22 protein-coding genes, 1 tRNA gene and 1 pseudogene are annotated in these 24,322 nt (G+C 63.5%); 10 read left to right on the forward strand and 14 right to left on the reverse strand.

What is annotated here, in order from left to right; genetic code table 11:
• Positions 1-96: 96 nt before the first annotated feature.
• The 4 genes and pseudogenes from SPHS8_RS09015 to SPHS8_RS09030 all read right to left on the reverse strand — a co-directional run bounded on the left by SPHS8_RS09015 (position 97) and on the right by SPHS8_RS09030 (position 2,402).
• On the reverse strand, positions 97-597 hold the full coding sequence (locus SPHS8_RS09015; RefSeq protein ID WP_201515227.1) for a DUF3617 domain-containing protein: 501 nt from the start codon (positions 595-597) through the stop codon (positions 97-99).
• A 77-nt stretch (positions 598-674) separates the two neighbouring features.
• A pseudogene (locus SPHS8_RS09020) lies at positions 675-952 on the reverse strand (HNH endonuclease).
• Between the two features lie 4 nt (positions 953-956).
• Positions 957-1,493: a DUF3617 domain-containing protein gene (locus tag SPHS8_RS09025; RefSeq protein WP_097092656.1), complete on the reverse strand. Its 537-nt coding sequence runs from the start codon at positions 1,491-1,493 to the stop codon at positions 957-959.
• 87 nt (positions 1,494-1,580) lie between these two features.
• Complete coding sequence (locus SPHS8_RS09030; RefSeq protein WP_236575050.1) at positions 1,581-2,402, reverse strand: acid phosphatase; 822 nt, start codon at positions 2,400-2,402, stop codon at positions 1,581-1,583.
• A 76-nt stretch (positions 2,403-2,478) separates the two neighbouring features.
• Here SPHS8_RS09030 and uvrB point away from each other — a divergent pair, with 76 nt between their 5' ends.
• The 5 genes from uvrB to SPHS8_RS09055 all read left to right on the forward strand — a co-directional run bounded on the left by uvrB (position 2,479) and on the right by SPHS8_RS09055 (position 6,824).
• Positions 2,479-4,662 (forward strand): excinuclease ABC subunit UvrB, encoded by a 2,184-nt coding sequence (gene uvrB, locus SPHS8_RS09035; RefSeq protein ID WP_201515489.1) that lies wholly within the window; start codon positions 2,479-2,481, stop codon positions 4,660-4,662.
• Positions 4,663-4,709: 47 nt separating this feature from the next.
• The gene (locus SPHS8_RS09040) at positions 4,710-5,195 is read left to right on the forward strand and encodes a disulfide bond formation protein B (protein WP_201515228.1); all 486 of its coding nucleotides are present in this window, start codon (positions 4,710-4,712) and stop codon (positions 5,193-5,195) included.
• Positions 5,192-5,746, forward strand: a complete 555-nt coding sequence (locus tag SPHS8_RS09045) for a demethoxyubiquinone hydroxylase family protein (protein ID WP_201515229.1) — start codon at positions 5,192-5,194, stop codon at positions 5,744-5,746. The genes SPHS8_RS09040 and SPHS8_RS09045 overlap by 4 nt, the downstream gene beginning before the upstream one ends.
• Before the next feature lie 13 nt (positions 5,747-5,759).
• On the forward strand, positions 5,760-6,341 hold the full coding sequence (locus SPHS8_RS09050) for a hypothetical protein (protein ID WP_097090742.1): 582 nt from the start codon (positions 5,760-5,762) through the stop codon (positions 6,339-6,341).
• An 87-nt stretch (positions 6,342-6,428) separates the two neighbouring features.
• Positions 6,429-6,824, forward strand: a complete 396-nt coding sequence (locus SPHS8_RS09055; RefSeq protein WP_201515230.1) for a hypothetical protein — start codon at positions 6,429-6,431, stop codon at positions 6,822-6,824.
• A 52-nt stretch (positions 6,825-6,876) separates the two neighbouring features.
• Here SPHS8_RS09055 and pip read toward each other — a convergent pair whose 3' ends face one another.
• Positions 6,877-7,818, reverse strand: a complete 942-nt coding sequence (pip, locus tag SPHS8_RS09060; RefSeq protein ID WP_201515231.1) for a prolyl aminopeptidase — start codon at positions 7,816-7,818, stop codon at positions 6,877-6,879.
• Positions 7,819-8,007: 189 nt separating this feature from the next.
• On the opposite strand from pip, the gene SPHS8_RS09065 reads away from it, so the two are divergent.
• Entirely contained in the window at positions 8,008-10,497 is a 2,490-nt protein-coding gene (locus tag SPHS8_RS09065) for a TonB-dependent receptor (RefSeq protein WP_443018582.1), read from the forward strand.
• A 65-nt stretch (positions 10,498-10,562) separates the two neighbouring features.
• On the forward strand, positions 10,563-10,982 hold the full coding sequence (locus SPHS8_RS09070) for a response regulator (RefSeq protein WP_236575051.1): 420 nt from the start codon (positions 10,563-10,565) through the stop codon (positions 10,980-10,982).
• A gap of 79 nt (positions 10,983-11,061) precedes the next feature.
• Here the strand turns inward: SPHS8_RS09070 and SPHS8_RS09075 are convergent, their stop codons facing one another.
• Positions 11,062-13,662 carry an EAL domain-containing protein gene (locus tag SPHS8_RS09075; RefSeq protein WP_201515233.1) on the reverse strand — a complete coding sequence of 867 codons (2,601 nt, stop codon included), beginning with the start codon at positions 13,660-13,662 and terminating at the stop codon, positions 11,062-11,064.
• Positions 13,663-13,830: 168 nt separating this feature from the next.
• Positions 13,831-14,943, reverse strand: coding sequence for a DNA polymerase III subunit beta (dnaN, locus tag SPHS8_RS09080; protein WP_097090738.1), 1,113 nt, complete (start codon positions 14,941-14,943; stop codon positions 13,831-13,833).
• A gap of 168 nt (positions 14,944-15,111) precedes the next feature.
• Here dnaN and SPHS8_RS09085 point away from each other — a divergent pair, with 168 nt between their 5' ends.
• Both SPHS8_RS09085 and rlmN read left to right on the forward strand, forming a co-directional pair.
• Complete coding sequence (locus SPHS8_RS09085; protein WP_201515491.1) at positions 15,112-15,582, forward strand: hypothetical protein; 471 nt, start codon at positions 15,112-15,114, stop codon at positions 15,580-15,582.
• A 47-nt stretch (positions 15,583-15,629) separates the two neighbouring features.
• Complete coding sequence (rlmN, locus tag SPHS8_RS09090; protein ID WP_097092651.1) at positions 15,630-16,889, forward strand: 23S rRNA (adenine(2503)-C(2))-methyltransferase RlmN; 1,260 nt, start codon at positions 15,630-15,632, stop codon at positions 16,887-16,889.
• A 9-nt stretch (positions 16,890-16,898) separates the two neighbouring features.
• Here rlmN and SPHS8_RS09095 read toward each other — a convergent pair whose 3' ends face one another.
• The 4 genes from SPHS8_RS09095 to creD form a co-directional block, all read right to left on the reverse strand.
• The gene (locus SPHS8_RS09095; protein WP_201515234.1) at positions 16,899-17,366 is read right to left on the reverse strand and encodes an MgtC/SapB family protein; all 468 of its coding nucleotides are present in this window, start codon (positions 17,364-17,366) and stop codon (positions 16,899-16,901) included.
• A 46-nt stretch (positions 17,367-17,412) separates the two neighbouring features.
• Complete coding sequence (locus tag SPHS8_RS09100) at positions 17,413-18,303, reverse strand: NAD(P)H-hydrate dehydratase (RefSeq protein WP_201515235.1); 891 nt, start codon at positions 18,301-18,303, stop codon at positions 17,413-17,415.
• On the reverse strand, positions 18,300-19,103 hold the full coding sequence (locus SPHS8_RS09105; RefSeq protein ID WP_201515236.1) for a histidine phosphatase family protein: 804 nt from the start codon (positions 19,101-19,103) through the stop codon (positions 18,300-18,302). The genes SPHS8_RS09100 and SPHS8_RS09105 overlap by 4 nt, the downstream gene beginning before the upstream one ends.
• A gap of 95 nt (positions 19,104-19,198) precedes the next feature.
• Positions 19,199-20,707 carry a cell envelope integrity protein CreD gene (gene creD, locus SPHS8_RS09110; protein WP_236575052.1) on the reverse strand — a complete coding sequence of 503 codons (1,509 nt, stop codon included), beginning with the start codon at positions 20,705-20,707 and terminating at the stop codon, positions 19,199-19,201.
• Positions 20,708-20,786: 79 nt separating this feature from the next.
• Here creD and SPHS8_RS09115 point away from each other — a divergent pair, with 79 nt between their 5' ends.
• Complete coding sequence (locus SPHS8_RS09115) at positions 20,787-21,851, forward strand: class I SAM-dependent methyltransferase (RefSeq protein ID WP_236575053.1); 1,065 nt, start codon at positions 20,787-20,789, stop codon at positions 21,849-21,851.
• Between the two features lie 24 nt (positions 21,852-21,875).
• Here SPHS8_RS09115 and SPHS8_RS09120 read toward each other — a convergent pair whose 3' ends face one another.
• The 3 genes from SPHS8_RS09120 to recJ form a co-directional block, all read right to left on the reverse strand.
• Positions 21,876-22,235: a DUF2200 domain-containing protein gene (locus SPHS8_RS09120; protein ID WP_201515237.1), complete on the reverse strand. Its 360-nt coding sequence runs from the start codon at positions 22,233-22,235 to the stop codon at positions 21,876-21,878.
• A 124-nt stretch (positions 22,236-22,359) separates the two neighbouring features.
• Positions 22,360-22,434 (reverse strand) — tRNA-Glu (locus SPHS8_RS09125).
• Between the two features lie 101 nt (positions 22,435-22,535).
• Positions 22,536-24,302: a single-stranded-DNA-specific exonuclease RecJ gene (gene recJ / locus SPHS8_RS09130; protein WP_201515238.1), complete on the reverse strand. Its 1,767-nt coding sequence runs from the start codon at positions 24,300-24,302 to the stop codon at positions 22,536-22,538.
• Positions 24,303-24,322: the final 20 nt, after the last annotated feature.

The raw sequence follows: 24,322 nt of genomic DNA on the forward strand, positions 1-24,322 counted from the left end.
GGCGAACATGGCACAGAAGCCCGCTCTCGGCATTGGCGATTTCGGACAGGTGATCCTCCGCCGAGCGGCGGCGGAGGACCTTTCATCACGGCCGCTTCAGGCCTTGCTGCATTCGCCGGTGCGTTTGCCGGTTACGTCATGGGTCGTGCGCAGGACCGGGCTGCCCCCGGCCGTCTTCGTCATGGTGCTGCCCAGCGTCAGAGTGTCGGCAGTGTAATTGCCCTCCAGCGCGATTTCCGAGGTGGCCGCGCCGGACTTGCAGGACAGGGTAGCGATCAACCTTCCCTTGCGCAGCAGCTTGTCCTTGTAGGTGCAATCCTGGCCCTCATCCCCAGCCAGGGCATTCGCATCGGGCGTTCCCTTTGCATCGACGGCGATACACAGCTTTTCCTCATCAACCTGTTTGAGCGCCGCCTGATATTGGGCGGGCGTCACGGTTGGAGTGTTGTAGCCTGTCGTTTTGCGGGTGATCGTCCATTCACCCGCCTTCATGAAGATCGGCGCCTCGACCGCTTCCGTTTTGGGTGCCTCATTGCCGCATCCGGCCAAGCCAAGCGTCATCGCGAGCGGCAGCGCCGCCATCATCGTCTTTCGCATATCCTCTTCCCCTGTTCTCTTGCGGAACAGTCAGAGGCTCGCTCGGCGCGCGCCGAAGCGCAAGGGAAAAAGCGGCGCTAGCGCTTCCTGTAGGTGGGCGCGTGAAAGTCCGGCGGTTTGTTAGCGACCCAGCCAAGGAAGCGGGCGATCCCAGGATGCGCGCGCAGAACGGCGCCGTCACCTTGCGTGCGGGCCAGCTCGACATTGCTCAATTGCGCATGGATTGCGCGATGACAAATCGGTGCACGGGCACCGTCTCGCGCCCGCCCCGGCTCTTCGGCACCGGATGATGCCATTCCACACGCTTTCCGAGCGGGCGCGCGCAAAGCCAGCAACTGCCCTCCGCGCCTTCCATTAGATCAGGATGCGACGCAGTCCGCGCCGACCCACTTGCCCGTCGTCTTCGCCTTCATGCTCATGTTCATGCCGCCGGGAGCACCGCTCATCTTCATGTCCATGTGCATTTCATAGCTTTCGGGCGCGTAGCTGCCGGACATGACGGCATTCATGGTGCCATGTTCCGACTTGCAGGCGATCTCGCCTTTCACCGACCCGCCGCTGACGTCAAAGCCCTTGTAGGTGCAATCCTTGCTTTCCTGGCCAGAGAACATCTTGCCGCTCGGGTTCGCTGCTTCTTCAGGCGAGACGCAATATTTGATCGAGCTGCGGCTCATCATCTTCTTCATCTGCTCTTTCATCTGATCGCCGCCGCCCTGCACGTTCGGCATCTCGATATCCTCGAGCGTATAGGCTCCTTCCCACTGGCCGGGCTTCAACTGCACCTTCTGCACCTCTGCCCTCACTTCCTCGCGGCTCTGCGGTTCGCCCGAAGGCTTGTCCCCGCAGCCGCCAAGCAACAGCGCCGCAGGAACAATGACTGCCAAGGCTTTCAACATGATTTTCCCCCGTTGATGCCGGAATGGCCCGGCCTCTCTGATCGGCAGCATATCAGGACAGACGAGGGATGGAAAATGATCCTGCGGCTATTGACCCAGCGCCGCCGCCTCCTGCGCGCAATCGGGCGCGGCCTCGGCGGATTTGCTCTGCTGCGCCGCGACCTCCTTGCGGGCGGCGGCGAGATCGGCGGCGAAGGCGGGATCGGCATTGAGGCGCATCACCGTGGCCGAGGCGATGACGCGTCCCTCCTCGATATCGCTCAACCAGTGCACATTGCAGATGCGGCGGCTGTCCCCCATCGCGCGGCCACGCGCGACCAGCTTTGCCGCCCTCTCCGGCATGACTTCGGCCAGGATAAGGCCAAAGCCATAGCCGATCGCGCTGTGGCCGGAAGGATAGGAGCCGTCACGGCGCAGAACCTTGTCCCAGTCCGGGGTGCACATCGGCTGCCCATTCACCATGAAGGGACGCTGCCGCATGTACCGCTTCTTCACCTCGCCGGTAGAGCCGCCGAGATCGCCCATGGCCCGTGACAGAAGGCGGACAAGCGCAGGAGTATGCGCCTGATCGATGAGAATGCCGGCGGAGCAGGAAAATGCGGCAGCGGCGTGGGCTGGGCGCAGATCCGCATCCGCCTTGGCGAGATCCCACCGCGCGCTGCCGCGCATGGCAAGAGCGGCGGCTGCCCCTTCCTTATCGCGCGCTTCGGCCGCTGATCCAGCCGCTGGAGGCGGCGGAGACAGCATAAGGCCGTCGGGCAGCGCGCCGCCGCCCAGATAGCTGGCGGTGCGCGCCTTTGTCCCTTGCATCACCGATGGCGGCGTCTGCGCCGATCCCGTCCCGGCCGTGGTCGTCGCGCATGCCTGCAACATGGCCATCGAAGTGAACAGAAAAATGGCCTTGCGCATCGAGTCCTCCGCTATCGTTACATGGGATGCCTGCCCCACATTGCTGTGGTGCGGGACCATGCCCATATTGGCCCGCATGTCCATTCAGATTCGCACAACGCTGGACGAGCCCCAGACCGGCGAAGGCTTCGTCCCCCACCGTCCCGCGCGCCCGGAAAAGAGCGAGGGCGGGCGTCCGTTCAAGCTGGTTTCGGACTATGAGCCCTCGGGTGACCAGCCCACCGCGATCGCCGAACTGGTGGAACAGGCGCGGGCGGGGGAAAAGGACCAGGTGCTGTTGGGCGTCACTGGTTCGGGCAAGACGTTCACCATGGCGAAGGTGATCGAGGCGATGCAACGCCCCGCTCTGATCCTCGCGCCCAACAAGATTCTCGCCGCGCAACTCTATGGCGAGTTCAAGAGCTTCTTCCCGGAAAATGCTGTCGAATATTTCGTCAGCTATTACGACTATTACCAGCCCGAAGCCTATGTGCCGCGCTCCGATACCTATATCGAAAAGGAGTCGAGCGTGAACGAGGCGATCGACCGAATGCGCCACTCCGCCACCCGCGCTCTGCTCGAGCGGGACGATGTGCTGATCGTCGCGTCTGTCTCCTGCCTTTACGGCATCGGGTCGGTCGAAACCTATTCGGCGATGACCTTCCCGATGAAGAAGGGCGCAGTGGAGGATCAGCGGGAGATCATCCGCAAGCTGGTGGCGCTGCAATATAAGCGCAACGACGCCGCCTTTGCCCGCGGCAACTTCCGGGTGAAGGGCGACAATCTGGAAGTTTTCCCATCCCACTATGAGGACACGGCCTGGCGCATCAGCTTCTTCGGCAATGAGATCGAAGAGATCGTCGAGTTCGATCCGCTCACGGGCAAGAAGATCGCCAGCCTCGACTATGTGAAGGTCTTCCCCAATTCGCACCATGTGACGCCCGGTCCGACGCTGAAGCAGGCGATGGAGGCGATCCGCTTCGAACTCGCCGAGCGGCTGAAGGAACTCGTCGCAGAGGGCAAGCTGCTGGAGGCGCAGCGACTGGAGCAGCGGACGAATTTCGACCTCGAAATGATCGCCGCAACAGGCTCCTGCGCCGGGATCGAGAATTATTCCCGCTTTCTGACCGGCCGCCTGCCCGGTGAACCGCCGCCGACTCTCTTCGAATATCTGCCCGAAAACGCGCTGCTGTTCGTGGACGAAAGCCACCAGACCATCCCCCAGATCGGGGCGATGGCGCGCGGCGACCATCGGCGCAAGATCACGCTCGCCGAATATGGTTTCCGTCTTCCAAGCTGCATCGACAATCGCCCGCTGCGCTTCAACGAATGGGATGCGATGCGGCCGCAGACGGTCAGCGTTTCGGCAACCCCCGGCTCATGGGAAATGGAGCAGACCGGCGGCGTCTTTTCCGAACAGGTCATCCGCCCCACTGGCCTCATCGACCCGCCAGTGGAGATCAAGCCGGTCGAGGATCAGGTGGACGACCTGATCCATGAAGCCAGGGAGACGGCGAAGAAGGGTTATCGCACGCTCGTTACCACGCTCACCAAGCGCATGGCCGAGGACCTGACCGAGTTCATGCATGAGGCGGGCTTGAAGGTCCGATACATGCACAGCGACGTCGAGACGCTGGAGCGTATCGAACTGATCCGCGACTTGCGCCTGGGCGTTTATGACGTGCTGGTCGGCATCAACCTGCTGCGCGAAGGGCTCGACATTCCCGAATGCGGGCTCGTCGCGATCCTTGACGCGGACAAGGAAGGCTTTCTGCGCTCCGAAACCTCGCTCATCCAGACCATCGGCCGCGCCGCGCGCAATGTCGAGGGGCGGGTCATCCTCTATGCCGATCGCATCACCGGCAGCATGGAGCGCGCCCTCAACGAAACCAGCCGCCGCCGCGAGAAGCAGGAGGCCTATAATCTCGAACACGGGATCACGCCGACAACGATCAAGCGCAACATCGGCGACATCATCGCCCATGTGGCGAGCAAGGATCAGGTCACGGTCGACACGGGTCTGGAGGACCGCCCGCACCTCGTCGGCCATAACCTGCGCGCCTATATCGAGGATCTGGAAAAGAAGATGCGTGCCGCCGCCGCCGACCTGGAATTCGAGGAAGCAGGCCGCATCCGCGACGAAATCCGCAAGCTGGAGGCCGACGAGCTTGGCCTGCCCATGGACGAGCAGGTGGCATCGCCGCGCGGCCGCGCCACCGAAGGCAAGCCCGGCACGCGCAAGCTGCGCTACGGCAAGACCCAGCGGAAGTTCGGGCGCTGACGCAAGTTCAGCATGACGAAAGGTTCAAGGCCGTTTAAGCGGGCACAATGAAGAGCTTGCCCCTCGCCCGCTTCCTTGCCCTTGTGTTGCCACTGCTGCTGCTGGGTGGCGCTTACGCCTCGCAATATGTGGGCGGCCTGCATCCGTGCGAAATGTGCTGGTGGCAACGCTACCCGCATATGGCGGCGGTCCCGTTGGCGTTGATCGCTTATGGCACGAAAAAGCGCCCCTGCGTCAGCGCGTTGTTCGCAGGGCTGGCGGGGCTGGCGATCGGGATCAGTGGCGCAATCGGCCTTTTCCATGCGGGTGTCGAATATGGCTGGTGGCAGGGGCTGACGGCCTGCTCCACCTCTCCAACGGCGGGAAATCCAGCCGACATATTGAACCAGATCATGGCAACCCCGATCACGCGCTGCGATGTCGCACCTTGGACTTTGCTGGGCATTTCGCTGGCGGGCTTCAATGGGCTCTTGTCGGGAGCAAGCGCCCTCGCCATCTTGGCCCTGCTGATCAAGTCGAGGAAAGAGGCATGAGCGCGCCTAGGGATTTCCCCCGCCCTGGCCGGCGGGTGACGGCAGATGATCGCGCGGCGATGCTGCGCGTGGATCAGGCTGGCGAGTTCGGCGCGACGCGCATCTATGCCGGGCAGCTTGCCGTCCTTGGCGATCGCCACCCCGACGCCCGCATCATCGCGGGCATGGCGGCGCAGGAGGAGCGGCACCGCAAGATATTTGACGCGATGATCGCGCGGCGCGGCGTGCGTCCGACCGCATTGCAGCCGATCTGGAACGTCGCGGGATTTGCGCTGGGTGCGGTCACCGCCGCGATCGGCCCGCGCGCCGCCATGGCCTGCACCGCCGCTGTCGAGACGGAGATCGATCGCCATTATGCAGAGCAATTGGCGGAGCTGGCGAATGATGATGCGGAACTTGCCGCCACCATCACGGATTTTCAGGCGGAAGAGGTCGAGCATCGCGAAACCGCGATCGCCCGTGGAGCGGAACAGGCGCCCGCCTATCCGCTGCTTTCGGGTGTCATTCGCCTGGGGTGCCGGGCTGCAATCGCGCTGTCGAAGCGGATCTGAGGAGATAAGGACGATGATGAAGACCGCGACAGCCGCCATGCTGCTGATGGCTGCGAGCGTTTTGCCCGCCATGGCGCAGCAGCAGACCGGACCCGTGCAGGAACAGGCGCCCACCGCCGCTGCCGGAACGACGGGATCGGAGCGGGTGAACCTGGTCATCGTCTATGGCGAGGACCCCTGCCCGCAAAGCGCTGGCAGCGACATCGTCGTATGCGCGCGGAAGGGCGAGGAAGAACGCTATCGCATTCCCGAACCCCTGCGCGGCGATCCGAACAAGCCGAGCAACCAGGCATGGGGTGAGCGCGTGCGATCCATGGAATATGTCGGCCGCACCGGCACGGAAAGCTGCTCGGCCACCGGCCCCGGCGGGTTCACCGGCTGCTTCAACCAGTTGGCCCGGCTTGCCAAGGCAGAGCGGCAGGCGGCGGACAATGCCAGCTGGAAGGACCTGGTCGAAGCCGAACGGGCGCGGCGGCTCTCCACCATCGATGAGGATAGCAAGGCGATCGAAGCGCGAGCCGTGGCGGAGGAAAAGGCGCAAGCCGGACAACCGCAGCAGACTGCTCCTCAGCCGGGCACGCCCCCGCAACCCTGACGGCCGTGCGCGACGCTCGGCGTCTGAACAAATGGGCGGATTTGGGCAGTCCGCCGGTGGACAGGGGCGAATGGAGGATATTCACCAATGCGCTTTCCTGTACATGCCTTGCTCGGCTTAGCGGCGCTGGCGCCCTTCCTGTCGCTCGCGCCGGCCAGCGCCGAGCCCCCTCAGCGCGTGTTCAACCTCATCGTTTATGGGGACGACCCCTGCCCCAAGGGTGAAGGTGACGAGATCATCGTCTGCGCGCGCAAACCCGAGTCCGAACGCTACCGCATCCCCAAGAAGTTGCGCGAAAAGCCAGCGCCGTCGGGTGGGCCGGGCTGGGGCAGTCAGGTGGCCACGATGGAGCAGGTTCAGCGGCAGAATCTGCCCGGCAGCTGCTCGGCCATCGGCAGCAACGGCTTCACCGGCTGCACCGCCAAGATGCTGGAGCAATGGTTTGCGGAACGGCGGATGCAGGAGTCGAGGGGCGAGCCTTGAGGCTCTTATCCTCGGCGCGCCACAGCTGCTATCCCAGCGCACTGGATGGGCCTCAAGCGGCAAAACCATCCGTGGCGCGGACAAGGGCGTCGAGAATGCCGGGCTCATTATAGGCGTGCCCCGCGCCCTCGATCATCTCGAACCGCGCTTCAGGCCAAGCTTTGTGCAGTGCCCAGGCGGTTTCGGCAGGACAAGCCATGTCATACCGGCCCTGAACGATGACGCCGGGAATGCCGCTTAGCTTACCCGCATCGCGAATGAGCTGGCCTTCTTCCAGCCAACCGCGATGAACGAAATAATGATTCTCGATCCGCGCAAAGGCCAGAGCGAAGGCGTCGTCATCATGCGTGGCTGACAAGGCAGCATCAGGCAGCAGACGGATGGTTTCGCCTTCCCAGACACTCCAGGCCTTCGCTGCAGCAATCTGTGCCGCACGATCGTCGCCCGTCAGCAAGCGGTGATAGGCATGAAGCAGGTCGCCGCGATCCTCCTCCGCTATGGGAGCGAGGAAACGTTCCCATTTGTCGGGGTAGATGCGGCTCGCACCCTCCTGATAATACCAGTCGATCTCCTGTTGGCGGAGCGTGAAAATCCCGCGCAAGATCAATTCGCTGACGCGGGAGGGATGACTCTGCGCATAGGCCAGGGCGAGCGCCGATCCCCAGCTTCCGCCGAACACCAGCCATTGATCCACGCCCACCAATTCCCGCAGCCGCTCGATATCCGCGACGAGGTGCCATGTGCTGTTCGCCTCCAGCGACGCGTGCGGCGTCGAACGGCCACAACCGCGCTGGTCGAATAGCAGGACATCATAGCGGTCCGGATCGAACAGGCGGCGATGATCGGGCGAGATGCCGCCGCCCGGCCCGCCATGGAGAAAGACCGCAGGCTTCGCGCCCGGCGTGCCCGCGCGCTCCCAATAGATGAAATGGCCATCGCCAACGTCGAGATGGCCGGAGGCATGAGGGTCGGTGGCCGGATATAAGGTGCGCATCGGCAAAGCCTAGGCGAGCCGATCGGCGAAGGGAACAGGGGGCAGGATAAGCCTGTCCGTACAGATGTTCCGCAGCGCACGACTGCAACTGCTACAATTTGCGACAAATTAGCCTTGGCCTTGCCAAGATTTTGAGACAGTTCGCCCCTAGTGACGGACCATCAAGGGTTCGCTTTTTCCAAAAGGGGTATGTTCGTGCGCCGACCGGCTTCGCTGATGCTGTTTTTCCTATTGGGCGCGTCGCCCGCTGCGCTGATGGCGCAGACTGCATCCCAGGAGCCGCCGGTGCAGATCGACGAAGGGGAAGAGATCGTCGTCACCGGCCAGCCCCAGCGTGGCGCTGTGCTGGGCAATATAAAGCCCGAACAGCAGCTTTCCTCCGCCGATATCCGCGCTTTGGGCGTGACATCCATTTCGGAAATGATCACCGAGCTGTCGGCACAGACCAACGGAACGCCGGTTGTTCTGCTGAACGGCAAGCGCATATCCAGCTTTTCCGAGATTCAGGACATCCCGTCGGAGGCCGTGGCCCGGGTCGATATCCTGCCCGAACAGGTCGCCCTGTCCTATGGCTATGCACCGACACAAAAGGTAGCGAACATCGTGCTTCGCCAGCGTTTCCGTGCAGAGCTTGCCGATCTGCGGGCGGCTACGACCACCGATGGTGGACGGGAAAGCGGATCGGCCGAGGCAGGCCTGCTACGTATCCGGGGCGACAATCGCTTCACATTGAACGTCAAATATAATGCAGCCGCTTCCTTGCTGGAGAGCCAGCGCGGGATCGAACGAACGGTGAGCAACCCGGCGCTGATCGACGTCACCCGCTTTCGCACTCTCAGCCCCGCGACCGAAAGCATATCCGCGAACGCCACCTATGCCCGCGCGCTCGGCGGCATGTCGATGACCGTCAATGGTCGCGTCGAGCTTTCGGACAATGACTCGCTTCAGGGGCTTTCGGCGGCAGCACTCGCCGCGCCGATCGGCGATGGACCGCGCTATGCCGAATTCCTGCGCGACAACCGGCTCGATCAGCAGATTCGCGGAACGACCGGCCATTTGGGGCTGACGTTCAACGGGCTGCTCGGCAAAGGCTGGCAATGGTCCTTCACCGGCAATGGCGATGTGTCGGACACCCGGACGCGAACCGACCGATCGAGTTCAACCGACCGGGCGAGCGCGCGGTCGCGGGCCGTGACGGGCGACCTGCTACTGTCGGGCCCTGTGTTCGACCTGCCCGCAGGCGCCGTGACAAGCTCGATCCGGATGGGCGCATCGGCCAACGGCTTCGAAGCCTGGTCGATCCGCAACGGAACCGAGCGCAGCAATGACTATGACCGGCAGATCGCCAGCGGACAGGTAACGCTCGACTTGCCGATCACCAGCAAGGCAAGGGGCATCCTAGGCGCGGTTGGCGACATCGGCATCAATGTGAATGCGGCTGCGCAGGAGCTTTCGGATTTCGGCACGCTCTCCACATTAGGCTATGGTGTGCGGTGGCGGCCGATACCAGCGGTCCAACTGCTGGTTTCCGCCAACCAGGACCGGGCAGCACCTACGGGCAACCAGCTCAGCGATCCTGTGATCAGAACGGAGAATATTCCGGTCTTCGACTATCAAAGCGGCCAGACCGTCTTCGTGACGCGGGTGACCGGGGGCAACGCGCAATTGAAGGAAAGCGTGCGGGATCAGTTCCGGCTGAGCGCGACGGTGAAGCCGTTCGACAAGCCCAACCTGACTTTGACTGCGACCTATCTCAACAGCCGGACGAGCAATCCGATCGCGGCCTTCCCCGAACCGACCCCGGCGATCGAGGACGCCTTCGATGGTCGCTTCACTCGCGTGAACGGCGCGCTCACCGAAATCGATGCGCGGCCGATCAACTATCTACGGTCGCAAAGCGAGCAGCTGCGTTGGGGTTTCGATCTATCCTTCCCGCTCAAGTCCCGCATCCAGAAGCTGGTCGAAGCCTGGCGGGCGGCTGGCGCGAAGCCGGAGGACCGGCCGAAGGAATTGCAGGACATGCGCGCGCTGTTCGGCAACCGTGGCGGGCGCGGAGCGCAGAGAGGCCAGGATGGCGCACCCCCTCCGCCTGCACCAAACGACAGCGATCACCCCCGTGGCGAAGGCAGCTTTGGCGGCGGCGGACGTCCAGGCGGCGGTTTTGGCGGGCCGGGTGGCGGACGCGGTGGTGGAGGCGGACGGCTGAGCTTCAGTCTCTATCACACATGGCATTTTACCGAGAGCATCCTGATCGCGCCGGGCGTGCCGGAACTCGACCTGTTGAACGGCGACGCGACAGGATCATCGGGCGGCCAGCCAAGGCACGAGGTGGAGGCGCGCGTCGGTTACACGAACAACGGGCTTGGCGCGCGGCTGAGCGTCGATTGGGAAAGCGGCACCCATGTCGATGGTGCGTTGGGCGGCACGTCGCGGCTTGATTTCGGCAGCCTCGCGACGGCGAACCTGCGGCTGTTCGCCAATCTCGGGCAAATGCCTTCGCTGGTGAAGAACCACCCATTTCTACGCGGATCGCGAGTGTCGATCGGCATCGACAATATCTTCAACACCCGCCGCGACGTGACCAACGCCACAGGAGGAACGCCGCTGCGTTATCAGCCGGGCTATCTTGATCCGCTGGGCCGGACGATCAGCATTTCCTTCCGGAAGCTCTTCTTCTGACCCTCGCCTAAATGACTCCATTGTCCGTCCGTTATGATCCATGAAAACATGGGTCGGAGGAATATATGGCAAAGCCGATACGGATCATGGTGGTCGACGATTCGCTCACCATCCGCGCAATGATCGAAACGCTGCTGGAGCGCGATTGCCGGTTCGATGTCGTAGGCGTCGCCCGCAATGGCGAAGAAGCGATCGACCTTATCCGCATGGAAAAGCTCGATGTGGTGACGCTGGATGTCGCCATGCCGGGCCGGGATGGCCTCAGCATCCTGGATGAGATCATGGAGATCGATCCCTGCCCCGTCATCATGCTCTCCAGCCTGATGCGTGACGGAGCGCCGATCATGGCCGAAGCGCTCCACCGGGGCGCTGCCGCCTGCTTCAACAAGGCCATGATCGCTCGCGAGGCCGGGCGGTTCATCACCCTGATCAGGGACGTGGCCCGCGGCATGGTTCAGGCGGAGCGGACAGCGATCGCCGCCTGAACAGTTATCAGTTCAGCACAATAAGGGAGCCGCGATCGGCGGCTCCTTTTTTTGTGCGCGGTCGCAAAGCTGTGCGGGATCAGGATGCCAGTGATCGGGGCAGGGCGCACACCGCCGCAATATCGATGGCGCCGGCGAACTCCACGCCCATTCGATCGTCGCGGGACCAGCGGACGACCGCATCGACGCTGTGCACGTCGCTGAACTCAACAACCAGGTCCATGCCTGAAGGCACGTTCCAAAGCCCTTCGATCATCGCGCCAGTGGCCGAAATATTGCGGATGCGCCCGGTATAGGCATGGCCGTCGGCATGCACCGCCACCGTGCGCAGCATGGTCTTGCGCTCAGGACGGCTGGACTGGAAGCCTTCCACCAGCGCGACCGTGCCATGAACGCGGTGCCGGGCCAGCACATCGCTGGCTCCGAGCGGGCGGCCATAGACATAGCCCTGTATATGGCTACAGCCCAGATCGCGGATGAGCGCAAGTTCGTCCTGCGTTTCCGCTCCCTCAGCGGTCGTGTCCATGCCCAGCGCCTCCGCCAGGCTGACGATGGCCTTGATGATCGCGCTGTTCCGGCTGCCGGTCATCACCGCCCCGCGAACGAAGCTCTGGTCGATCTTGATCTTGTCGAACGGCGCTTTCTTCAGATAGCCGAGCGAGGAGTAGCCGGTCCCGAAGTCATCCAGCGCCAGCCTGATGCCGATCCCTTTGAGCCGGGAAAACATCGCATCGGTGCCTTCATCATCGTTCAGGAAGACGCTTTCGGTGATCTCCAACTCCAGCCGCTGGGGCGCGAGTTGCGAGGCGGCAAGTGCGCTCATGACGGTCGCAGGCAGGCCGGGATTGGCGAACTGGATGGGCGAGACATTGACCGCGACGCGAATATCCTCGTCCCACTGGGCTGCATCGTGGCAGGCGGTGCGGAGCACCCACTCACCCAGCGATCCAATAAGGCCGGTATCTTCCGCGATGGGCACGAAAATGGACGGGGATATCTCGCCGCGCACCGGATGGATCCAGCGCAGCAATGCCTCATAGCCGGTAACCCGCTCCGTCTTGGAGGACACGACGGGTTGATAGACAAGGTGCAGCCCGTCCGAAGCGAGGGCGTGACGCAGATCCTCCTCCAGCTGCCGCCGTCCTTCTGCATCAGCATGCATTTCCGATGAATAGAAGCGATGAACGCCCCGCCCGTCACCTTTGGCGGCATAGAGCGCCAGGTCGGCATTGCGGATCAGCGCATCGGCCGTCTCGCCATCCTGCGGACAGCAGGAAATGCCAACAGATACGCCGATGACGACGACTTTGCCTTCGATCGTGTAGGGCTGCGAAAGCGTACTGATGATCGTCTTGGCAAGTTGGGACAGAAGCGCGCGATCCTGTCCGCCCGGCAGCAGCACCTTGAACTCGTCGCCCCCCTGCCGCCCGACGAGCCCGCGATTACCGACCACGCGCTGGAGCCTCTGGCTGACCTGCCGCAGCAGTGCGTCACCGGCTGGATGGCCAAGCGTATCATTGACCGTCTTGAATCGATCCAGATCCAGCATGAGCAATGCGCAATCGCCCGGTTGTCCGCGCGCGCCAGCGACGGCATCTTCCAACGACTGCAGCATCTGCACGCGATTGGCGAGCCCGGTGAGCGAATCGAACTGGGCGAGCCGCTGCACCTCGGCCTGGCTCCGGCGCATTTCCGTAAGATCGGTCCCGCTTCCCCGGAAGCCATGGAACTGGCCATATTCATTGAAGACCGGCTGGCCGGAGATCGACCACCAGCGCTCGTCGCGTGTCGCCGCCGCCCGCACATGAACGTCCGAAAACCCGGTCCGCGCTGAAAGATGGAACCCCAGGGTGCGTTCACCCCCGCCATTTTGATGATCACCAGCCGATACGATGTCGGTGATCGGCCGCCCGACAAGGTCATCCTCAGGGACGTTGAGTGTCCGTGCCAAGGGTTCTGAAAGATAGGTCAGGCAGCCCTGCCGATCCGTTTCCCAGAACCAGCCCTGCCCCGATTGCTCATATTCCTGCAACAGCCGGTCGGATCTTTGGGCACGCAGATCCTGCTGATGCCGCGTAACGGCGCGCTCAAGGTCAACGGTCGCCTGGCGGACAGCAGCGATCAGCATGACGGCAATGCAGCTCAGCAACAGGCCGATCTGGGCAAAGCCTGCGCCTTGAACGGCTGACACGATCAGCGTTCCAAGAAAATAACTGACGCCCAATAACCGCCGGTCGCCGAACACGGAAATGGCGATCAGCGCCATCGCGACTTCGGCCGCGAGGGAAAATGACAAGGGTCCGGCAAAACGCGCCGGTCCCAGCAACATGCTGAATGTCACGCTCGACAACAGGACGGCGGGCAGCATCAACCATTTCTGCACATGCGGTCTTTGGTTGTGAAACCGCTCGGCGCGCGGCCCGACGATCAGCACGCCGTCGATCAGCAGCATGAACAGCAATGTCAGGATGGAGAAGATGCTGCCAAGCGGCACATGCAGCAGCGCGACGGTGCACAGCTTGCCCAGCAGGATCAGCGGCCAAAGCCGCGCGATGTGGGAAAAGGCGCCGGATATCCAGAAAGCCGACGCCTCGGTCCCGCCCTCGGCAAGGCCCAGCGCCACCGCAAGATCAGCGGGCCGGGACGGGGAATCATTCAGCCTGATGCGCGAAGGGGCCATGGGCCGTGCGTAACGCACAGATGTTGAAAGAAACTTACCCGGTTATGCCAAAAGGCATAATGGCTCCGCGCGGCCGCGAAAACCGGCGAGCCGAGCTGAAAAAGAAAGATGCTGAACATCGCCAGCATCTTTCCAAACCCTGATCATTATACTCCGCCGAGCCTAGGTTCAGACGCGCATGGGCATCAGCACGTAGAGCGCCGGGCTCCGGTCATTTTCACGGATGAGCGTCGGGGCTGCCGCGTCCGCCAGGTGCAGCTCGACCGTCTCGCTGTCGATCTGGCCCAGAATGTCCAGCAGGTAGCGGGCATTGAAACCGATATCGAAACCCTCGCCTTGGAATGCGCCCGGCACTTCTTCCGCCGCCGTGCCGTTTTCCGGGCTGGTCACTGACAGGGTGATCTTGTCCCGATCAAGCGTCATCTTGACTGCACGGGTCTTTTCCGTCGCGATCGTCGCGACGCGGTCCACGCCTTCCTCGAAGCTGCGCGGATCGATCTTGAGCAGCTTGTCATTGGCGGTCGGGATGACGCGGCTATAATCCGGGAAGGTCCCGTCGATCAGCTTGCTCGTGAGGATCGCGCTGCCAAGGCCGAAGCGGATCTTGCTTGCGGACAGGGTGATCTGGACCGACCCTTCCACCTCATCCAGAAGCTTGCGCAGTTCGCCGATGCACTTGCGGGGGATGATGATGCCCGGCATTCCGTCGGCGCCGTCGGGACGGGGCACGGTAACGCGGGCAAGGCGATGGCCGTCGGTCGCAGCGGCCTTCAGAACCGGCTGGCCTTCGTCAGACACATGGAAATAAATGCCGTTCAGATAATAGCGCGTTTCTTCGGTCGAGATGGCGAAGCGCGTCTTGTCGATGATCTGCTTCAACGTCTCTGCGGGCAGCTCGAAGCTGGTGGGCAGATCGCCTTCCGCGATCACGGGGAAATCGTCGCGCGGCAGGGTCGACAGGTTGAAACGGGCGCGGCCCGCCTGGATCAGCATCTTGCCCTCGGCCGCGTGCAGCGAAACCTGGCTGCCTTCCGGCAGCTTGCGGGCGATGTCGAACAGCGTGTGGGCGCTGATGGTGGTCGCGCCGGGCTGTTCCACCTGCGCGGAAACGCTCTCGACGATCTGGAGATCGAGGTCGGTCGCCATCAGCTTGATCGCGCCGTCGGCGGACGCTTCGATCAGCACGTTGGACAGGATCGGAATCGTATTGCGCCGTTCAACCACCGACTGGACGTGGCTGAGGCTCTTGAGGAGCGTGGCGCGTTCGATTGTGGCCTTCATGTCCCTGTTTGTCCGTTTCTTTTCTGCGCAAAGCCCGAATGCGGTCGAATCCGGGCGACAATGATGGATGATCCTTCATAACCACTGTTGCGGCGGCGGCAAGCGCCTGCTGATCGTTTCGTGACGGCAAGGGTTGCAAAAGGGGACATGATGGGCTTTGCCAGCTTCATGAAGCGCCTCTGGCTCCTCTCGTTGCTGATCTCGACGCCTGCGGCTGCGCGGGATTCTCTGGGAATGTTCGAAGCCTGGGGGGCATTCCGCGATCCGGCAGCGCCGCGCTGCTACGCCATAGCCAAACCCGTGAGCCGCGCAGGCAGCGGGTTTGCAGCGGTCGGCAACTGGCCCCGCCAACGCGTGCGCGGACAGGTGCATTTCCGGCTGAGCCGGGTGCGGGCCGATGGCGCTTCCGTCATCCTGAATGTCGGTGAGCGGCGCTTCCCGCTGGTCGCGGGCCAGGCTGACGCGTGGGCGCCCGATCCCCGCTCCGACGCCGCCATCATTGCGGCCATGCGCTCGGCAGGCAGCATGAGCGTGCAGACCCAAGGCGCGAATGGGCGAGCCTTTGCCGACACCTACACGCTGCGCGGCGCTGCCACGGCGATCGACGCGGCGGCATTGGGGTGCGCCCGGCTGCGCTGATAGACGCTCCCTTTATAAATACGCAAAAATCCGCTATGGGCGCTGCCATGCATTCATCCGCCAGCCCCCTGATGCCGATTCCCGGCGCTATTGACCCTGTGCCCGTGCCGCGCGCGGTGACGCCGCGTGAAGATGGACGCACTGACCTCATGGGCCTGTCGCGCCCGCAGATCAAAGGCGCGCTGGAGGAAGCAGGGCTCGACGCCAAGCAGGCGAAGCTCCGCTCCAAGCAGTTGTTCCACTGGCTCTATCATCGCGGCGAGACCGATTTCGACGCCATGACCGATCTTGCCAAGCCCATGCGCGGCTGGATGGCCGAGCGCTTCGTCGTCGGCCGCCCTCAGGTAGTGGAAGCCCAGGTGTCGAGCGACGGCACCCGCAAATGGCTGCTCCGGTCGGACGATGGCCAGGATTATGAAATGGTGTTCATCCCCGACGCCGATCGGGGAACGCTCTGCGTCTCCAGCCAGGTGGGCTGCACGCTCAACTGCCGTTTCTGCCATACCGGCACGATGCGTCTGGTGCGCAATCTGACGCCGGGCGAAATCGTCGGCCAGGTGATGCTGGCCCGCGACGCGCTGGGCGAATGGCCAAAGGGCAGCATGGCGTCGGCCAATGACGACGAAGCCGACGACGCGTCGCAATATACGACCGATGGCCGCATGCTGACCAACATCGTGATGATGGGAATGGGCGAGCCGCTCTACAATTTCGACCATGTCCGCGACGCGCTAAAGGTCGTCATGGACGGCGATGGCCTGGCGCTGTCGAAGCGCCGCATCACCCTCTCGACCTCCGGCGTGGTGCCGATGATGGCGCGCGCTGGTGAAGAGATCGGCGTCAACCTCGCCGTGTCGCTCCACGCCGTGACCAAGGATGTGCGCGACGAACTGGTGCCGCTCAACAAGAAGTTCGGCATCGAACAGCTGCTTCAGGCCTGTGCCGACTATCCCAGCGCCAACAATGCCCGCCGCATCACCTTCGAATATGTGATGATCAAGGACAAGAATGACAGCGACGAGGATGCGCGCGAACTGGTGCGGCTGCTGCGTCACTACAAGCTCCCAGCCAAGGTCAACCTGATCCCGTTCAATCCCTGGCCGGGCACGGACTATGAATGTTCGACGCCCGAGCGGATCAAGCGCTTTTCCGACATCGTGTTCGAAGGCGGCATCTCCGCTCCGGTGCGCACGCCGCGGGGCCGGGACATCATGGCCGCCTGCGGGCAGCTGAAATCCGCCAGCGAGAAGAAGAGCCGCGCTGAGCTCGACAGGTTAGCGGCCGAAAAGCAAGCGGCGCTCGGTTGAGCCTTCGCCTTAGCGTGGCGGGCGGGGCTCGCTGATGGTCTCTTCCGCGTCCCGTTCATTCTCATCGGGCTTCAGCGGCGCCATGACCCAGAATGTCAGCAGCGTGAAGCCGGTGAGAACCACCGCCACATCGTAGGTGCCAAGCCCCGCCGCAACGCCGATCGCGCCCGTGATCCATAGGCTTGCGGCGGTTGCAGTGCCCTTCACGGCATGCCTTTGCTGAAGGATCGCGCCGCCACCCAGGAATCCGATGCCTGCGATCACGCCTTCCAGCACGCGAGCCAGCGCCTCCACTTCCTGCGACATTAAGCCCTCGACCGTCTGGACCAAGCCACAGCTGGCCACGGCCACCAAGGGGAAGGTCCGCAACCCGGCGCTGCGTTCCGCCCGCTCCCGGTTCCAGCCGATCGGAAGCGCCAGACAATAGGCAATCACGATCGGAACCAGATGCGGCAGGACCGAAAATGTGTCTCTCATTTCGCCTAAACGCACGAACATGAATTCGGATGCGCAACGAACATCGCTAGCTGCTGCCGGGTTCCTCCAGCAAACGGGGGATCAAGAGCAACAGTTCGCGGGCGAGGAAGCCGATCGGCCCCATAGTGCGGGCCAGTTCCCGCCCTGCCCGTCCATGAAGCCAGCTTGCCCAGGCAGCGGCGCGGAAAGGGTCGGCTCCACGCGCTGCCAGACCACCAGCAATGCCTGCGAGCACGTCACCGGATCCTCCTGTGGCAAGCCCGACGCAACCGCCCTCATGCAGTAGGCAGGCGCCATCCGGAGCCGCAATCACGCTGCGGTCCCCTTTCAGGATCACCACGGCCTGGAAATCCTGCGCGACCTGCGACGCGACCCCAACCGGGTCGGCTGTAATGGCTTCAGCGCTCTTGCCCGTCAGGATCGCCATCTCCCCATGATGCGGCGTCAGGATGATATGCCCCTCATGCGCTGCGATCGTGGACCGCAAATCGCGCGCCGATGTCATTGCTGCCGCATCGAGGATGATGGTCACGGGTGGCTCCGTCGCAGCCAGAATATCGGCGACCAGCTGATCCGTCCCGGCACTCACATTCATGCCGGGTCCCAGGACCAGCGAATCGCAGCGGGCAAGCTGCGGCTTCAGCACGGCGGCCGCGCCGACTGCGATCTCGCCATCCTCCTGCGCCGGAAGGGCGATCATCGCCGCCTCGGGGACCAGCACGCCCAGCGACATGGCGGCCGATCGCACCGTCGCCATCTGCAGCTTGCCTGCACCCGCCCGCAGGGCGGCTTCGCCCGTCAGCCGAAGGGCGCCAGGCACGAACTCCGCCCCACCGACCACCAGCACACGGCCGCGCGCATTCTTGTCTGAATCGCTGTCGACCACCGGCAACGGGTTCGCCTTCAGCCAGGCGGTATCCAGGGTCTCCGGCATCATCCCCGCGCTCCTGCAATGGCATCGGGTTCGCGCGTGACCGGCGTCGCTTCTTCTTCCATCGGCGCGGTCACATTGTAACGGCAAAGCACCAGCCCGCCATTGCGGCCATGCGAGGGGTCATAGACATAGTCGCTGATCGCGCAATTGGCGACGTCTCCCGCCCGATCAATCGCCAAAATCTCCGCTTCATCAAGGCCTTCGATGATGTAGCGCAGGCACAGCACCACGACCTGATGCGTGAAGATCATCACCCGGCGCCCGGCATAGTGCAACGATATCGTATCCATCACCGACCGGAGGCGCAGGATGACGTCGCACCAACTTTCCCCGCCGGGTGGCCGATGGTAGAATTTCCCGAGCATCCGGCGAAACTCATATTGCTCTGCTTCAAGGTTACGGATGCCGGACGTCGTCAGCCCGTCCAATATTCCGAATTCCTTTTCCCGCAGCCGCTCGTCGAAGCAGATCGGCTCATCCGCCCTCGCTCCGCCTGCTTCACGAAAGACCTGCGCAGTCTGAAATGCACGCAGATAGGGAGAGGATAGCAGAACCTCCGGCCGATGATCCTCCGCCTCGCTTGCGAACCAATGGCCCAACGCCCGCGCCTGTTCGCGCCCCAGCTCACTTAAGGGGACATCCGCGTCGCGCACCGACAATTCTATGCGATCGGACTGCGCTTCCGTCGCCTCATCGCGCGCGACATTTCCGGCGCTCTGGCCATGACGAACGATGATGAGCTGGCTTGGCCAATGAAGTGACGCCACGGATGTCCCTGCCTTTATGCCGCGTTGCTGAGGCATGAAGAACGGTCGCGCCAAGGCTTTGATCCCGACGCAGGCGCGCGAGGGACGCATGGCGAGCCAACCCTGAAGCGGCCATGCGCCATCCACCCGGTCTACTCGCGGGATTGGGCTTCCCCGGATTTCCGCTGCCCGACATTGCTCCATTCAACATTGCGCGTGGCGTACATGACGCTTGCCAGCGCGATCAGCAGCAGCACCGAACCGATGAGCAGCGACCATGCCTCCAGGTTGAGCAGCACGAACAGCAAGGCATAGAGCCCCACCAGCAGCGCCCCGATGAAGCGGCCCCGCCGCCAGCTTCCCAGCACGGCGGCGCTATAGGCGGACAACAGGCCGATGATCGCAGCCGCCCCCAGAATATAGGCTGCGGTAAAGCCGATGACCTCTGCAAAGGCAAGCAACAGGGCGAAGAAGAGCACCAGCGCCGCCCCCGTCAGCAGATATTCCGCCGCAGCCACGCGCGCGCCGCCGACAATGTCGAACAGCAGGAAGGCGAGGAAAGTGAAGCCTATGAACAGGAAGCCATATTTGACCGACCTGTCCACCTTGGAATAAAGATCGACCGGTTCGATCAGGCCGACCGTCACCGCGCGGGAATTGCCGCCGATGACTTCGGCTGGCCTCGCCGCAACCGTAGTGTCGGCAGCCGCCACCATGGCATAGCCCGCGCTGCCATCCAGCAGCGGAGGCCCCAATTCCTGCATCGCGACGGGAGGCTGGCCCAGCGCCAGCTTGTCGATCTGATAGCGCGCAGAAAAACCGCCGTCCGAAATCTCCCGCTTCTCGGGCAGGAAAGCTCCGCCAAAGCTTGGGCTCGGCCATGTCGAAGAGACCTGCCAGAAGGTCTTGCCGCCCCTTGGCACCAGGCTCAGCGACCGGCTGCCGCGCAAGCCGAAATCATATGCCACGGTCAGCCTGCCCTCGCCCGCCCAGGGGAGAAAGGCGAAGAAACCCTGCCCTCCGGTGGCGCCGGGACCTTTGCCGGGCTGCACGGCCAAAGCCTTGCCACCGGCAGACAGCGACCCGCCGCTGGTCAATCCCCGCGCATCCGATGCGCCCATCCGCAATTCCGCCCGATCCCATAGCAGGCGATCGGCGGTGATGCCGAAACGTGGCAGGTCTTCTGGCAAAGCAAATTGTGCGGTCCCCTTTATACGTGCGTCGTAGAGCACACTGCGGTAGATCGACTTGCGCCGCTCTTCCGGACGGACGGTGGTCGTGACCATATTCTCGACCGGCGAAATATAGAGCAGCTTTTCGGTCTCTACAGTGCGCGACACCCGCTGGCCGTCAACCTGCTCTTCCTGCACCTGAGTGGTGCGGAACGGAACGACAATGACAGGTCCCGCAATGATCTGTGGCCCGCCCCAACCAGCATTGATCGCGTCCTGCGCCGTCTGCGATTGGCTTTGCCGATCCCATACCAGAGCATAGATCAGCATCAGCGGCACGATCAGCGACAGCGCTACCAGCGCCGCGAACAGCAGCTTCATGCCGGGCGACCGCGTTGGCCGCATGTCTTCAGCCGAGCCTGTAACCAACCGCTGCTCCTGTCGAATATTGTCCAGGTCACTGTCTATGCCACGGGGCGGCAGCGTCAATCATCACGTGCCGCGTGTCCGTTAATCTGATAAGGTCGCCCACGAGAAATGCCGAGAGTCGAACTGTTTCGAGGAGGGCATGATGCAGACGTCGATCGACGAAGCGAAACTTCACAATTTTGTCGGAAAAATGCTGAACGACCTTGGCGGCGCGATCAGCGTGCCGACGGTGCGCGTCGGCTTCAGGCTAGGCCTGTTTGACGCGCTCGCGCAGGGCGCAGCGACATCGGCGGACCTCGCACAACGAGCAGGCGGCCTGCATGAGCGTTATGTGCGGGAATGGGCAATGGCCCAGGCCGCCAATGGCTTCATCGACTTCGATCCTGGCTCAGGCATGTTCAGCGTCTCGCCAGAGCAGGCGATGGTTTTCGTGAACCCCGACAGCCCCGTCTATCTGGCTGGCGCCTTCGAAATGGTCGCCGCCATGATAGAGGCGGAGCCCAAGGTCGAAGAATGTTTCCGCAACGGCAAGGGCGTCAGATGGGGAGACCATGCGGGCTGCCTGTTCTGCGCGACCGGCGCATTCTTCCGGCCCGGCTATGTCAACAACATCGTGCAGAGCTGGATACCCGCGATGGACGGCATGGAGGCAAAGCTGCGGTCCGGCGCGAAGGTCGCCGATGTCGGCTGCGGCGTCGGCTTCTCCACCTTGCTGATGGCGCAGGCCTATCCCGAAAGTCACTTCACCGGCTATGATTTCCACGAACCATCGATCGAGGACGCACGGCGTCATGCGCAAGAACATGGCCTCAGCGATCGGGTGCGGTTCGAAGTAGCAGCGGCCAAGGACATTGCCGAGAAGGACTTCGACTTCATCACCATGTATGACTGTCTGCACGATATGGGCGACCCCAAGGGATGCGCGGCACACATGCGCCGCATCCTGACACCGGGCGGCAGCTGGATGATCGTCGAGCCGATTGCAGGCGACAGGCCGGAAGACAATCTCAATCCCGTTGGGCGGCTCTACTACAACGCGTCCACCATGATCTGCGTGCCCACGTCGCTCGACCAGGAGGTCGGCGAAGGCCTGGGCGCGCAAGCAGGCGAAGCTCGTCTGGCGGCAGTCATCGCCACCGGCGGCTTCCAGTCGGTCGAAAGAGTCGCGGAAGGGCCATTCAACATGGTGCTTCAAGCGCGTTGAAGGGCAGGAACTGGCCGAAGCCGCTCAGCTGGCATCGGCGCGCAGGATCTTCTCCATCGGCTTGCCCCTGGCGAGTTCGTCGATCAATTTGTCCAGATAGCGGATCTCTTGCATGAGGGGCTCATCGACCTCTTCGATGCGGACGCCGCAGACCACGCCGGTTATAAGCCGCCGCGCGGGGTTCAGTTTGGGCGCCTCGGCAAAGAAGCGTTCGAAACTGACATTGGCCGCCAGCTGCTGCTCATGCGTTTCTTGGCTGTGTCTGGTCAACCAACGGAAGATCTGATCGACCTCGCTTCTGGTGCGGCCCTTCTTCTCGGCCTTGCTGACGTAGAGGGGGTAAACGCTCGCCACGCTGACCGAGTAGATGCGATGCTTCGCCATGATCCCTCCTGCGCAGACCCGAAATGCCTTAGCAGCTTTCGCGCAAAAGGATGATGGGGAAACTGATCCCCAGCTTCAGGGGACCTGATCTCGGTGGAGATGAAAAAACCCAGCAGATGCTGGGTGGTGACCCCTACGGGAATCGAACCCGTGTTTCAGCCGTGAAAGGGCCGCGTCCTAACCGCTAGACGAAGGGGCCACACTGCAGAATTGCTCTGGCAGTGCTGCGAAGCGAGGGCGGCTTTAGGGGGGCAGCTTGCGCCGGTCAACCCCCTTTGGGCCTAGAAAATCATCTCTTCTTCAATCGGCCCAGGCGGCGTCTTCCAGATGCAGCTCGGCTGCCGGGCGGCTACCCCAATCGTCGATCTTCGCGCGCCCCGCGACCCACAGGCGGCGATCGCGCGGTGCGCCCAGGATCGCTTGGCCCAGCTCGCTTTCGGCCTGGCGGAACGCGATGGTCTTGATCGAACGGCCATCATCGCCAGCCATCACGGCGCGCAAATGCCCGTTGCCGACCACATCCGCCTTGATGACCCGCATCGGTCCGGCCGCCACCAGCGGGGCAGGCCAGCCAGCGCCATAGGGCCCCCCCGCTTCGATCGCGGCCACAAAGTCGGGATTGACCCCCGCAGGCGCCAGCACGGCATCGATGAGCAGCGCACGATCATCGCGCGCACGGGCCACGGCAGGTCCAAGCCTTTCGTCCAGGAAGTCTGCCAGCGCATCCACCTTGTCCGAAGCGACCGTCAACCCTGCCGCCATGGCATGGCCGCCCCCGGCGACCAGCAACCCGCTGTCCTTCGCCGCCAGCACGGCCGCCCCCAGGTCCACGCCCGATATGGACCGCCCGGAACCCTTGCCGGTGCCCGCGTCGTCGATCGCAACGACGATCGCAGGCCGCCCGGCCTTTTCCTTGATGCGTCCGGCAACAATGCCGATCACCCCAGGGTGCCAACCTGGCCCCGCGATCACCGCGACTGCGCGATTGCCCTGCGCGGCGAGCAGTTCCTCGGCCTCGGCCTGCACCGCTGCCTCGATCGCGCGCCGCTCCTCGTTGAACTGGTCGAGCTCGGCCGCGATGCTCGCTGCTTCCAACGGGTCTTCGGTCGTCAGCAGCCGCACGCCAAGGTCGGCTTTGCCCACCCGGCCGCCGGCATTGATGCGTGGGCCAAGCGCGAAGCCAAGATCATGACATAACGGGGCACGGCTGAGGCGGCTGGCGTCGATCAGTGCCGAGATGCCGATATTGCGGCGCTTGGCCATGATCTTGAGGCCCTGCGCCACAAAGGCGCGGTTGAGCCCCTTGAGCTGCGCCACGTCCGCGACGGTGCCGAGCGCCACGATATCGAGCAACTCCATCAGCGCAGGCTCGGCCCGGTGCGTGAACCAGCCGCGCCGCCGCAGCACGCGGATCAGCGCCGCGCCGAGGAGGAAGGCGACGCCGACCGCCGCCAAATGACCATGAGCCGCCGCTTCCTCGACCTCGTCAAGCCGGTTCGGGTTCACCAGCGCGAACGCTTCGGGAAGCGCTGCGGCGCATTTATGGTGATCCACCACCACGACATCGACGCCGACCGCCTTCGCCATGGCGAGCGCCTCGAACGCCTGAGCGCCGCAATCGACGGTGACGATCAACGTCGCCCCTTCCCCGGCCAGCCGCACCAGCGCCTCGCCAGACGGGCCATAGCCTTCCATCAACCGATCCGGGATGTAAGGCCGCGCGGACAGGCCAAGATCGCGCAGCAGCCGGATCAGCAAGGCCGCGCTGGTCGCGCCATCCACGTCATAGTCACCGAAAATCCGCACATGTTCGCCGCTCTGCACCGCATCCGCCAGCCGCTCGGCCGCGCTGTCCATGTCGCGGAACAGGCTGGGGTCAGGCATGAAATGACGGATGGTGGGATTGCGATGCGCATCCACCGCCTCGCGCGGACAGCCTCGGGCGAGCAACAGCTGTGTGACGAGGTCGTCGGGCAGATAGCCGGGCTCGCGAGCATCCGCGCCCGCACCCCGCCAGCGCCACGGTTGTCCAAGGATGGAGCGGGATACATTCAGCGCGACAGTCATTTATCAGTCCCTAAACCGGC

The sequence above is a fragment of the Sphingobium sp. S6 genome (assembly GCF_905120495.1).
GTDB lineage: Bacteria > Pseudomonadota > Alphaproteobacteria > Sphingomonadales > Sphingomonadaceae > Sphingobium > Sphingobium agri.